The following is a 13,201-nucleotide window of genomic DNA, read 5'->3' on the forward strand; positions in this document are numbered from 1 at the left end:
CCCTGGGAGATCGCTGTGAGCGCCCTCTGGCCATGACGCACGGAAGGTTCCCCCCATGAAGCACCGATCCCTGCCGATGGCGCTCTTATGCGCTGTTCTCGCGCTCGCCCTCGCCGCGCCCGCGGCCGCCGCGCTGACCGTTCAGGCCGGCCCCGGCGGCGTGGATCCCATCCCGAATCCGGGCCCTTCGGGCACTCCGGCCCCGAACCCGTCCCACAGCCCGCCGCCCGACCCGGAGGCGGCCGCGCCGGAGCCGCCTGCGGAAGAGGTACGGCGGGCCGCGCGCGACGGGCAGGCCCTCGCCCAGGCGGAGGGCGCGGCCTTCGCCTCCTCCTTCGAGCCGGGCGATCCGCAGCCGGCCTGGGTCAACACCACCGAGACCGACGCCAGGGGCGTCAAGAAGGCCGCGAACGTCACAGGCACCCTGCCCGGCGGCATCGAGGGCGGCATCTCCGACCAGATCGCCCAGATCACCGCCAGCGGCGAGTACGCGGCCTCCGGCGAGGTGAAGGAGAACCTGGCCGACGGTGACGCGAGCACCAAGTGGCTGGTCTTCACCGGCACGGGCTGGGCGCAGTACGGACTGTCCGCCCCGGTCACGGTCGTGCACTACGGGCTGACCTCCGCCGGCGACGCGCCCGAGCGCGACCCGCGCGACTGGCAGCTGCAGGGCTCGCAGGACGGGCAGAGCTGGATCACCCTGGACGCCCGGACCGGCGAGACGTTCACGGCGCGCCTGCAGCGCAAGGAGTACCGCTTCACCAACACGACCGCCTACGCCCGCTACCGGCTGAACATCACCCGCGTCGGCAGCGGCTCGACCCTGCAACTGGCCGAGTGGGAGCTGTCGGACGGCCGGACCGGCCCCAAGCCGCCCAGCGACATGCGCAGCCAGGTGGGCACCGGCCCGACCGGCGGTCACGTGTCCAAGCCGCGGGCCGGCTTCTCCGGATCGCGGGCCTTCCAGTACGCGGGCGGCACCACCGCGCAGGGCGGCGGCCACTCCACGAACAAGGTGTTCGAGGTGGACCTCCCGGTCACGTCCACGACGGAGCTGTCCTACCTGGTCTTCCCCGAGTTCACCGCGGCCGACCTGCGCTATCCCAGCACGTACGTCGCCGTGGACCTGGCCTTCAGCGACGGCACGTACCTCAGCGACCTGAAGGCGGCCGACCAGCACGGGGTCGTGCTCGCGCCGCGCGATCAGGGCGAGTCCAAGACCCTGTACGCCGACCAGTGGAACTACAAGAGCGCCCGGATCGGCGAGGTGGCCAGGGGCAAGCGGATCAGCCGCATCCTGGTGGCCTACGACGGGCCCGCCGGGATGGCCGGGTTCCGCGGCTGGGTGGACGACATCAGGATCGTGCCGGAGCGGCGGCGGCAGCCGTACGAGGGCCGGGGCGATCGGGCGGCGGGGCCCGCGCAGTACGTGGTGACCACCCGGGGCACCCACTCCACCGGCGGTTTCTCGCGCGGGAACAACTTCCCGGCCACCGCGGTGCCGCACGGGTTCAACTTCTGGACGCCGATGACCAACGCCGGCTCGACGAGCTGGCTGTACGAGTACCACCGGGCGAACAACGCGGCCAACCTGCCCGAGATCCAGGCGTTCACCGCCAGCCACGAGCCCAGCCCGTGGATGGGCGACCGGCAGACGTTCCAGTTCATGCCCTCGGCCGCCGAGGGGACGCCGAACCCGTCCCGCACCGCCCGCGCGCTGGCCTTCCACCACGAACGGGAGGTCGCGCAGCCGCATCTGTACGCGGTCACGTTCGACAACGGGCTCAAGACCGAGATCGCCCCGTCCGACCACGCGGCGCTGGCCCGCTTCACCTTCCCCGGTTCGTCGGCGAGCCTGATCTTCGACAACGCCGGCAACGGCGGCGGGCTGACCCTGGACGTGTCCGGCGGCGTGGTGACCGGCTATTCGGACGTGCGCAGCAACCTGTCCACCGGCGCCACCCGGATGTTCTACTACGCCGTCTTCGACCGCCCGGTCACCGGCGGCGGCAAACTGACCGGCCAGGGCCGTGACAACGTGCTCGGCCACCTGACCTTCGACGCCGGCGGGACGCGCACGGTGACCATGCGCATCGCGTCGTCGCTGATCAGCGTGGACCAGGCCAGGCGGAACCTGGAGCTGGAGATCGCCGCCGCGGACACGCTGGAGACGGTCAGCGAGCGGGCGCGGCGGGCGTGGGACGCCAAGCTGGGCGTCATCGAGGTCGAGGGCGCGAGCCGGGACCAGCTGGTCACGCTGTACTCGAACCTGTACCGGCTGTTCCTGTATCCGAACTCCGGCTTCGAGAACACCGGCACCGCGGCCGCGCCGGTCTACCGGCACGCCGTGCAGTCGGGGACCAGCACCCCGCCCACCACGCGGGTGGCGGACGGGAAGGTGTACGTCAACAACGGCTTCTGGGACACCTACCGCACCACCTGGCCCGCGTACGCGCTGCTCACGCCGCGGATGGCCGGCGAGATGATCGACGGGTTCGTGCGGCAGTACGAGGACGGCGGGTGGATCGCCCGGTGGTCCGCGCCGGGCTACGCCGATCTGATGGTCGGCACCAGCTCCGACGTCGCCTTCGCGGACGCGTACCTGAAGGGGGTGACCGGGTTCGACGCCGCGACCGCCTACCAGGCCGCCGTCAAGAACGCCACGGTCGCCCCGCCCACCCGCCACGTGGGCCGCAAGGGCCTGCCGACCTCCGTCTTCCTCGGCTACACGAGCGTCCAGGCGACGGACGAGGCGATGTCGTGGGCGATGGACGGGTACATCAACGACTTCGGGATCGCGAACATGGCCAAGGCGCTGGCCGGGCGGTCCACCGGGCCGCAGCGTGCCCGCTACCTGGAGGAGCACGAATACTTCCGTAACCGGGCCCTGAACTACGTGCAGATGTTCGACCCGGCGGTGCGCTTCTTCCAGGGCCGCAACGCCGACGGGTCCTTCCGCCGCAAGCCGGGCGCGTACGACCCGCGTACCTGGGGCTTCGACTACACCGAGACCGACGGCTGGAACATGGCCTTCCACGTCCCGCAGGACGGCCGCGGCCTGGCCAACCTGTACGGCGGCGCGGACCGGCTGGCGGCCAAGCTCGACACGTTCTTCGCCACCCCGGAGACGGCGACGTTCCCCGGCTCGTACGGCGGGATCATCCACGAGATGCGGGAGGCCCGCGACGTGCGCATGGGACAGTACGGGCACAGCAACCAGCCCTCGCACCACATCGCCTACATGTACGACTACGCGGGGCAGCCGTGGAAGACCCAGGCCAAGGTACGCGAGGCGCTCTCGCGGCTGTACCTGGGCAGCGAGATCGGCCAGGGCTACCCCGGCGACGAGGACAACGGGGAGATGTCGGCCTGGCAGATCTTCGGCGCGCTCGGCTTCTACCCGCTCCAGATGGGCAGCCCCGCCTACGCGATCGGCTCGCCGCTGTTCAAGAAGGCGACGGTGCACCTGGAGGGCGGCAGGAAGCTGGTGATCAAGGCGCACGGCAACAGCGCCCGCAACGTCTACGTGCAGGGGCTGAAGGTCAACGGCAAGGCCTACGACAAGACGTACCTGCCGCACGACCTGATCGCCAAGGGCGGCGAGCTGGCGTTCGAGATGGGGCCGAAGCCGTCGCGCTGGGGGACCGGCAAGAACGCCGCCCCGCCCTCGATCACCACCGACGACCGCATCCCGGCGCCGCTGCACGACGCCACCGGGCCCGGCCGCGGCACGGCGTCGGGGGCCGGGGGCGCCGACGTGAGCGCGCTGTTCGACGACGACTCGGGCACCCGGGCGACGCTGCCCGAATGGGTCCGGTACAGCTTCACCGGCGCCCGGCAGGTCCGCTTCTACACGCTCACCTCCGGCGCCGGCCAGCCGGGGGAGGACCCGGCCGGGTGGGTCCTGGAGGGGTCCGTGGACGGCGGCTCGTGGACGGTGCTGGACGAGCGGGCCGGTGAGAGCTTCCCGTGGCGCCTGCAGACCCGGCCGTTCAAGATCGCCCACCCCGGCTCGTACACGCACTACCGGATCCGGCTCACCAGCGGCACGCCGTCCTCACTCGCTGAGATCGAACTGCTCGCCGACGAGGCTCCCGCCACCTCACCACTGGGCGTGGAGGCCGCCGGCGTCTTCGCCGCACCGGGAGAGACCGTGACACTCCCGGTGAACGTGTCCAACTACGCCGACCGGCCCGCCACCGGACGGCTGACCGCGACCGGGCCTTCCGGCTGGACCGTCCAGCCCGGCTCCGCCGCTTTCGGCCCCATCGCACCGGGCGCGTCGGAGAGCCTGCCGTTCCAGGTGACGGTACCGGCGTCGGCGGGGCCCGGCAGCCACCCGATAACGCTCGCCGCGACCTCCGGCCAGGGACCGGCCGGCACGCAGGTGACGGTCACGGTGGTGGGCGACACCGTGGAGTTCACGCCCGGCACGCCTGCCGAGGCGCCCTGGCTGCTGGAGGCGGACGGGTCGCAGCTCGACGGCGAGGTGTACGACGGGCGCGCCCGCTTCACCGACGGAGACAGCCACGCGACCTACCGGTTCGAGCTGCCCGCCCAGGTGACCGGCGGTTCGCTGACCCTGGAGCTGGGCAACCAGTTCCTGGTCCAGGTCTCGCCCGACAACCAGACCTGGCGGACGGTGCTGCAGGAGAGCGCCAACGTGCGCGACCTGTCGAACCGCGCGCCGCGCACGCTCGACCTCAACGAGCTGCGCGGCGCGGGCCGGACGTTCTACCTGCGCATCGCCGACAGCCAGCCGCAGGACGGCTGGGGCGCCTGGCTGGCCAAGGCCCGGCTGGACCTGCACCGCACAACCGGCTGACCCAAGGCGACCCGCGCCCGGCACCCTCTTCGCCGGGCGCGGGCCGCCCCTGCTGACGGAAACGCTCGCGATCACCTCCCGGCGAACGGAAAGGTTCAGGCGCGCGGCAGCACACCCACGAGCGCCGAGGTGAAGGCGACCCGTAGCGCGTCACGCAGGTCCAGGTGGAGCACGCCGAGGGCGGGCTCGTCCGCATAGGCGGCGAGGACGCTGGGCGGCGGCGGGACGTAGGACGACAGGGCGCCCGCCGAGACGAGGCTCAACAGGCAGAACAGTTGCGTGCCGTCGCCGAGCTCGGGCAGGTGGCGGCGCACGAGCTCGGTCATGGTCGCCAGCCTGGTGAGGGAGGAACGTTTGTGCCGCTTGACCACCTCGACCGAGACGTTGTGCTCAAGGACACCGCCCTGTGCGCCGAAGAGGTCGCACAGCACCACCCGGCCCGCCAGCGACCGGCTGAGGATCTCGGCCAGCCGGCCCGCCCGCACTTCCGGCGCCGCGTCCGCCTCGATGCCCGCGGCCAGCTCCTCCGCCAGCTCGGCGAGCCAGCTTTCCAGGAAGTCGTCCAGCAGTTCGAGCAGCACCGCCTCGCGCGACTCGAAATATCGCAGGACGTTCGACTTGGCCAGGCCCACGCGCCGGCTGAGCTCGTTGAGGCTCACCTCGGCCACGGGCATCTCGTCGAGCATCGCCGCCGCCGTGTCCAGGATCGCCTGGCGGCGGATCTCCCGCTGCTCCTCGCTTCGCGCCCGCTGAAAAGTCACGCCCTCAGCCTAGCTTAAAGACCATCGGTCTCTTGACAGAAGACCAGCGGTCTTTTACGTTGGTCCTCGTAACAGACCGATGGTTTTTTAGGAGAGCGCCATGAGCGGCAACTGGACCGAGCAGCACATCCCCGATCAGCGCGGCCGGGTGGCGATCGTGACCGGCGCCAACACCGGGCTGGGCTTCGAGACCGCCCGGATGCTCGCCGCGCACGGAGCGGCGGTGGTCCTGGCCGTCCGCGACGTCGAGAAGGGCAAGCAGGCAGCCGCCCGCATCACCGGCGACGTCACCGTCCAGGCCCTCGACCTGACCTCCCTGGACTCGATCCGGTCCGCGGCGGCCGACCTGCGCGCCACCCACCCGCGCATCGACCTTCTGATCAACAACGCGGGCGTGATGTACACCCAGAAGCAGACCACCGCCGACGGCTTCGAGCTGCAGTTCGGCACCAACCACCTCGGCCACTTCGCCCTCACCGGCCTGCTGCTGGACCGGCTCCTGCCCGTCCCCGGCTCCCGCGTCGTCACGGTCAGCAGCACCGGCCACCGCATCCGGGCCGCCATCCACTTCGACGACCTGCAGTGGGAGCGCTCGTACAGCCGCGTCGGCGCCTACGGCCAATCCAAACTCGCCAACCTGATGTTCACGTACGAACTGCAGCGCCGGCTCGCACCGCACGGCACCACGGTCGCGGTGGCCGCCCATCCCGGCATGTCCAACACCGAACTCGCCCGCAACGCGCCCGCCGCGCTTCGGGTGCCCCTCACCTGGCTCGCGCCGCTGCTCACCCAGAAGGCCGAGATGGGCGCCCTGCCCACCCTGCGCGCCGCCACCGATCCGGCCGTCGTCGGCGGCCAGTACTACGGTCCCGGCAACCGGGGTGAGATCCGGGGATATCCGAAGCTGGTCAGCTCCAGCGCCGACTCCCGCGACCAGGCCGCCCAGCAGCGCCTGTGGACCGTCTCCGAAGAGCTCACCGGGGTGACATTTCAGCGGTGACTCCACAGCGGAGGGATTCCTGCGGCCGCAACCCGGACTCGAACCGGTACATGGACGCTTGACAGCCGTCTGCCCTGCCGATTGGGGCAGTTCGGAGTCAATCGCCACACGGAAACCAAGCAACGTCAACCCGCCTGAACCTGCACCGCACAACCAGCTGACCCACCGCGGCCCGCTCCCGGGACCCCCACCCCGGGCGCGGGCCGCCCCTGCTGACGGAACATCCGCGCCCCGCCCGCGACGCCCGCTCGGCCCCACGGTGGCGGCTCGGCGGCCTCGCTCCAGCCGGCTCCCGCCGCCGCCCGGTGCCCTCGCGCGACGGCCGGACGGGCCCCGCTCGGCCGGCGGCGGGATGCCCGATGGGTGGTATCGAGTTGTTTGGGAGCTTTGTCATGAAATAGCGTGCATCGCGTCCCCCTGACCTCCCCCTTGGTGTCGAAGAGGCTGTCTTCTAGATGTCTGGAAATATCAGGAAAGGCTGGGCGGTGGCTGTTGCCGTCGTCCTGGCCGTGACCCTGGCGTCCCCCGCGGGTGCCGCCGCCGTCGTCCCGCCCCAGCGGCCGAACATCATCTTCTTCCTCGTGGACGACATGTCGGCGGATCTGCTCCCGTACATGGACACCGTCAGGAGCCTGGCCCACGACGGCACCACCTTCAGCGACTACTACGTGCCGGACTCGCTGTGCTGCCCGTCCCGCGCGGCCATGTTCACCGGCCAGTTCCCGCACAACAACGGCGTGCGGACCAACCAGGGCTACGACCACGGCGGCTACCGGGCGTTCGAGCGGCACGAGGGCAGGACGTACGCCGCCTCCCTGCACCAGGCCGGATACCGCACGGGCTATCTCGGCAAGTACATCAACGAGTACCCCGCCGGCGACGGCTACCGAGTGCCGGCCGGGTGGGACGAGTGGCATGTGTCGGCGGCCGGCGGCTACAACGAGTACAAATACCGCCTCACCCGCTACATCAAGGAGAAGTCAGGCGGCGCGCGGCCGATCGATCGCTCCGACGGCACCTATCTGGTGGACGAGCTGGGGCAGCGGGCGGTGGGCTTCATCGAGCGGTCCCGGAAATACGCCCCGGGCGAGCCGTTCTTCCTCCAGGTGTCACCCTTCGCGCCGCACAACCGGGTGAACGTCAAGCCTGGCGACAAGGAGCCGCGCTTCGCGCCCGCGCAGCGCGACCGGCCGAAGGACCGCTTCCCCGGCGGCGAGTTCCCCCACGGCGACTGCGGCGGCACCGACTGTGCGAACATCGACGTGACCACGCTGCCGTCGTTCAACGAGGACACGACCGACAAACCCTCCTGGGTACGCCGTAAGCCGATCGGCGCGAAGCTCGTCAAGAAGCTCCAAGAGGACTTCCGCGACCGGATCCGCATGGTGCAGTCGGTCGACGACATGGTGGCCCGCGTCATGGGCGCGCTGACCGAGGCGGAGAAGCGCGACACGTACATCGTGTTCACCAGCGACAACGGCTTCCACCTCGGGCAGCACCGCCTGGTGCGCGGCAAGTCCACCGCCTACGACCAGGACGTACGGGTGCCGCTGCTGGTCAAGCGCCCGGCCACGGCGCAGCGCGGCGATCTCGTGACCGGCGCCATCGCCCAGAACGTGGACCTGTTCGCGACCTTCCTCGACCTGGCCGGCGTCGGCGCGCCCGTGCGGGACAGCCGCGACGGACGCAGCCTGCTGCCCCTCATCCAGGGGCAGCAGGTCGCGGACTGGCGCAAGGCGGCGCTGATCGAGCACGTCAAGCCGGACCCGAAGACGCCGGGCCAGCCCGACCCCGACGCGGACGCCCTCAAGAAGGGCAATTCGCGGGCGCCCACCTACTCCGCCGTGCGCACGGCCGGGGAGCTCTACGTCGAGTACGAGGGCGATCCGAAGCCGGAGTACTACAACACCGTCACCGATCCCCGCCAGGAGTCGAACGACCCCGGCAACGCCAGGACGGCGGCCCTGAGCAAGGCCCTCGACCGGCTGAAGGGCTGCGGCAGGCCGGGCGCGGTCGACTGCTGGACGGCCGCCCGCCTGAACTGACCTAAGGCCGGCGGCAAGCAGCGGCAAGCACGGCGGTCACCGGCCGCAGGCAGCGGCGAGCACGGTGGTCACCGGCCGCAGGTGTCCTGGTAGCTCAGCGCGGCCAGGTAACGGGTCCACTGCTCGCGGTCCAGGCCGCCGCCGGCTGCCAGGCAGGCCGTCTCGTCCAGGTGGCCGCGCAGCCCGTAGACCGGCCGCAGGTCCCACAGGACCACGTCGCCGTCGCTGCCGCCGCTGGCCAGGGTGGCCCCGTCGGAGGAGAAGGCCAGGTGGGACGCCGTGTCCAGGTTGTCGGCCATGGCCGGCCCCAGTTGCCGGGGCAGGATCCGGTTGCCGAGGTCCCAGAGGTAGGCGTTCCCGTCGATCCCGCCGGTCACCATGAGGTCCGTCGTGGGGGCGAAGGCCACGTTCACCGCCGAGTTGCTGCCGTGCGGGAGGAGGGAGTCGCCGAGGCGGCGGGGGGGGCGGGATCTGAGACGTCCCAGAGGATGACGGCTCCTTCACGATCGCCGGTGGCCAGCAGGTCTCCCGCCGGGGACAGCGCCGCGCTGAGCACCTCGTCCGTGTGGCCGACGAGCCCGGGCCCGAGCCGGCGCGGGTGCGAAGGGTCCGTGATGTCCCATAACCGGGCGCCGTTCGGGCTCCCGGGACCGTCGCCCCGTGGGGCGGACGCGGCCTCGCCGCCGCTCGTCGAGCCGCTGGTGGTGGCCGGGACCGACGGCCTGGCGACGGCGGCGGGTGGCGCGTCGGCCCCCGACCCGCGGACGAGGGCGAGCGTGCGGCCGTCCCGTACCCGCCAGACCCCCAGCACCCCTTCCCGGGCGAGAACGAGCGCGAGGCGGCGGGGCCGGGCGGGATCCCGTACGTCCCAGAAGATCGTTCCCTGGTCGCCGCCCACGATGAGGGTCTTGCCGTCGGCGGAGAACACGACCGTCCGGATGATGTTCGTGGGTCCGGTGAGGGACGGCGTCAGCCGGCGCGGGTGGGCGCGGTCGGCCAGATCCCACAGGATGACGGTCTCCTTGCCGTCGCCGGTGGCCAGGATCCGGCCGTCGGGCGCGAAGCCGACGGCGTCGACTCCTTCGCCGGTGTGCCCGGTCAGCGTGCCGAGCCGGTGCGGCCGGGCGTGATCGGCGATGTCCCACAACGCGACGGTCGTGTCCCGGCCGCCTGTCGCGATCATCGTGGCGTCCGCCGACATGGCCAAGGCGTAGATCTCCTGGTAGCGGCCCTTGTGCCCGACGAACGGGAGGCCGAAGACGCGCGGGCGGCCGGCGCGTTCGAGGTTCCAGAGGGTGACCCGGCCGTCCGAGCTGCCGGTGGCGGCCATCCGGCCGTCCGGCGCGAACGCGATGGTCTGATCGGACTCGCCGGCGACGAGCTGCTCGGTCCGCTGGGGGAAGTCCGGGTCGGTGGCGTCCCACAGCAGGATCCCGGTGTCCCGGGTGCCGGTGGTCGCCAGCGTGGCGCCGTGCGGTGCGAACGTCACCCGCGAGAAGAAGTTCACCCGGATGAGGTCTTTGGCGGGACGCGGGCGGGCCGGGTCGCGCACGTTCCACAGCCCGGTGCCACGCAGGTCCCCGCCGACGGCCAGCATCCGGCCGTCGGCCGAAAACGACAGCGAACCCACGAGGTCGTCCGGCGCGGGCGCGATCCGGCCGAGCCGTCGCGGCGCCGCGGGCCGCCGGATGTCCCACAGCAGCACCTCCGACGTCTTCCGCACGGTTCCCGCCGTGGTCATCGTGCGGCCGTCGGCGGAGAACGCGAGGCTGGAGACCTGCTCGCGGTAGGCGGCGAGCGGCGCTCCCAGCGGGCGGATCCGCGTGGGGTCGCTCAGATCCCACAGCTGGAGCCCGGGTTTCTTCTTGCTGGAGGTGGCCAGGACGGCGCCGTCCGGCGACAGCCACGCACCGCCGACACGGTACTGCTCACCGGGCACCGGGGTGCCCATCCGGCGGGGGCGCGCGGGGTCGGCCAGGTCCCAGACGGTGACGGCGCCGCTGGGGCTCGCGGCGACGAGCCGGCTGCCGCCCGAGGCGAACCGCACCGTGATGCTGCCGGAGAATTCCTGGAAGCGGAAAGGGTCCCCGACCTGGCGGGGGCGCAGCGGGTCGCGCAGGTCCCACAGCATGATGGCGCCGGAGGTGAAACCGGCCGCCAGATACCGGCCGCTGGGGGAGTAGGCGAGTGAGCTGGTGGAGTCGTTCACGCCGGTCAGCTGGCCCGCGTACGGCGTGGTGGTGATCGCCTTCTGCAGCGAGGCGTACGTCTCCGCGTCGGGGTGCAGCCGGTGGGCGGCGACACCGAGCCTCAGCGCGGTCTGCGGATCGGTGTCCAGCGCCGCCTCGGCCTTCGCCACGAGCTGCCGGGCGGTGGCCACCCGCTGCTGCTGCCCGGCCGCGTCCCGCTGCTGCTCCGCGGTCCTGCTCTGGATCAGGGCGACGCCGGCGAGGACGAGGGCGGCCACGAGCAGCACGGAGAGCGCGGTGAACGTGAGACCCCGCTGCCGTCGGCCGCGCGTCTCCGCGCGGACGCCGGCGTCGAGGAACAGGCGCGGCACGCCGGTGAGGGGATCGGCGTGCCAGCGCGGTTCGGCGTGCAGGACCGCGGCCAGCTGTTCACCCCGATACAGGTACGAGGCGGCGCGGCCGTTGCGTGCCCAGTCCTCGGCGTCGTCGGAGAGCTGGCTGCGCAGGACGCTGCCGGTCAGGTCGGCCTCCATCCACCCGCGCAGGCGCGGCCAGTGCTGCAGGAGAGCCTCGTGGGCGATCTGCACCGAGTCGGTGTCGACGACGATGAGGCGGCGCCGGGCGAACACCTCCAGGATCTCCTCCAGGCCGCCGTCCGCTCGCGACAGCGCCGTGCGGGCCACGGTGCGGCGGGTCAGCCGTTTGCCCTCCGGCGAGACGGCGGTCAGCCGCTGGAACACCTGCCGGGCCTCCTCCTGCCGGGCCGGGTCCAGGTTGTCGTAGGCCGCCTCCGCGCTCGTCGCGACGGCGCGGGTGACGCCGCCGGTGAGCGCGTACCCTCTGCTGGTCAGGCGATGGTCCTCGCGGTGCTCCCAGACGGTCAGCATCGTCTGGGACAGCAGCGGGAGCACGCCCGCGTCGAACCCGCCCGCCGGGGACCGCAGCTCGCTCAGGATCAGGCCGACCAGGCCGGGCTCGATCTCCAGGCCGGCGGCGTCGGCGGGCACCGTGATCACGGCGCGCAGCTCGGACTCCGTCATCGAGCCGAGCACGAACGGGCTCTGCAGCGCCGCGACGAGCGGCGGGTGGCCGGCGCACCGGTCGATGACGTCGCCGCGGACGGCGATCGCCACCATCGCGGCGGGGATCTCCGCGGGGCCGTTCGGGACGGTCGCGGCGGCGTGCAGGGCGGCGATGAACGCGGCGCGCTCGGCCGCGGCCTCCTCGCCGCCCGCGGCGAAGACCTCCTCGAACTGGTCCACCACCAGGATGAGCCGGCATCCGGCCACGCTCTCGGCGGGCAGCTCACGCCGCCGGGCGTCCTGCTCCACCGCCTGCCGTACCAGCAGCGACGCGTCCTCCGGCCGCCGCCTCAGCGTGTCGAGCACCGTACGGGCGTCCAGCCCGGCCAGGCCCGCCACCAGCGTGGCCAGCAGGGAGAGCGGGGAACGCGTGGGCTGGTCGATGACGTGCCTGGGCCAGTGCCGCGCCGGTTCTGACAGGTCGCCCCGCCCGATCGCGGGTAAGAGCCCGGCGCGCAGCAGCGAGGACTTCCCCGCGCCCGACGCGCCGGTCACCACCAGCAGGCCGGGCCCGGCCAGCCGTTCGGACAGGGTGCTGACCAGCTGCGCGGTGACGACCTCCCGGCCGGAGAACACCTCCGCGTCGGCCTCGCCGTAGGTGGCCAGCCCCTTGTACGGGCTCCCGTCCGCCCAGCGCGGCCCGCGATCCGTGTCGGGCGTCCCGGCCGGCCGGGTCCGCCGCTCGATCACCGCCAGCTGGTCCAGCAGCAGCCGGGTGTCGGTCGCCTGGCGGTACTGCAGGCCCACCGCCACCTGGAGATCCGCCCGCTGCTGGTCGACCCCCTCCCTGATCACCTTCAGGTGCCCCTCGACGTCGGACAGCACGAAGGCGAACTCGGCGAACTCCGTGCCCAGCCCGGCCAGGCCCTCGGCCAGCGCCGCCTGCAGCTCCCGGTCGCCGGACCGTACGGTGGCCTCGACCGCCGCGCCGACCAGCCCGAACTCCCGCAGCACCCGCGCCATCTCCGCGCGCAGCTCGTCCGCCTGGTCGCCGCCGCCCTCCAGCACCCCCTGGAACCGCCGTTCGAGCTCGCTCTCCAGATCCTCCTGGGACGGCTCGCGGCCCAGGCTCGCCAGGCCCGCCTTCACCAGATCGGTCAGGATGTTCCCGCCGACGGCGCTGGTGGCGGCGATCCCCGCCGTCACCAGCGCCGGCACGCCCACGCCCGACACCAGCAGCGGCGCGAACGCCCCGGCCGACAGCACCGCCAGCAGCACCGGGGGAGTCCACACCCGCGCCCGCGCCGACCGCACCAAGTGGGCGACTCCGCCACGCATCAACCCGGACGAATCACTCCG

6 protein-coding genes are annotated in these 13,201 nt (G+C 72.4%); 3 read left to right on the plus strand and 3 right to left on the minus strand.

Annotated features, from left to right (window positions below):
- The first annotated feature begins 55 nt into the window (after nucleotides 1–55).
- A complete protein-coding gene (locus ABEA43_RS47755) occupies nucleotides 56–4,825 on the plus strand; it encodes a GH92 family glycosyl hydrolase (RefSeq protein ID WP_345572739.1) in 4,770 nt (1,589 codons plus the stop codon).
- A gap of 95 nt (nucleotides 4,826–4,920) precedes the next feature.
- Here ABEA43_RS47755 and ABEA43_RS47760 read toward each other — a convergent pair whose 3' ends face one another.
- Entirely contained in the window at nucleotides 4,921–5,586 is a 666-nt protein-coding gene (locus ABEA43_RS47760; protein ID WP_345572740.1) for a TetR/AcrR family transcriptional regulator, read from the minus strand.
- A gap of 100 nt (nucleotides 5,587–5,686) precedes the next feature.
- On the opposite strand from ABEA43_RS47760, the gene ABEA43_RS47765 reads away from it, so the two are divergent.
- Together ABEA43_RS47765 and ABEA43_RS47770 are read left to right on the plus strand one after the other, a co-directional pair.
- Nucleotides 5,687–6,586: an SDR family NAD(P)-dependent oxidoreductase gene (locus ABEA43_RS47765; protein WP_345572741.1), complete on the plus strand. Its 900-nt coding sequence runs from the start codon at nucleotides 5,687–5,689 to the stop codon at nucleotides 6,584–6,586.
- Nucleotides 6,587–7,071: 485 nt separating this feature from the next.
- A complete protein-coding gene (locus ABEA43_RS47770; protein WP_345572742.1) occupies nucleotides 7,072–8,631 on the plus strand; it encodes a sulfatase family protein in 1,560 nt (519 codons plus the stop codon).
- 68 nt (nucleotides 8,632–8,699) lie between these two features.
- Here the strand turns inward: ABEA43_RS47770 and ABEA43_RS47775 are convergent, their stop codons facing one another.
- Both ABEA43_RS47775 and ABEA43_RS47780 read right to left on the minus strand, forming a co-directional pair.
- Nucleotides 8,700–9,044, minus strand: coding sequence for a WD40 repeat domain-containing protein (locus ABEA43_RS47775; protein WP_345572743.1), 345 nt, complete (start codon nucleotides 9,042–9,044; stop codon nucleotides 8,700–8,702).
- The gene (locus ABEA43_RS47780) at nucleotides 9,041–13,156 is read right to left on the minus strand and encodes an nSTAND1 domain-containing NTPase (protein ID WP_345572770.1); all 4,116 of its coding nucleotides are present in this window, start codon (nucleotides 13,154–13,156) and stop codon (nucleotides 9,041–9,043) included. The genes ABEA43_RS47775 and ABEA43_RS47780 overlap by 4 nt, the downstream gene beginning before the upstream one ends.
- Between the last annotated feature and the right edge of the window lie 45 nt (nucleotides 13,157–13,201).

The organism is Nonomuraea rosea (assembly GCF_039539705.1).
GTDB lineage: Bacteria > Actinomycetota > Actinomycetes > Streptosporangiales > Streptosporangiaceae > Nonomuraea > Nonomuraea rosea.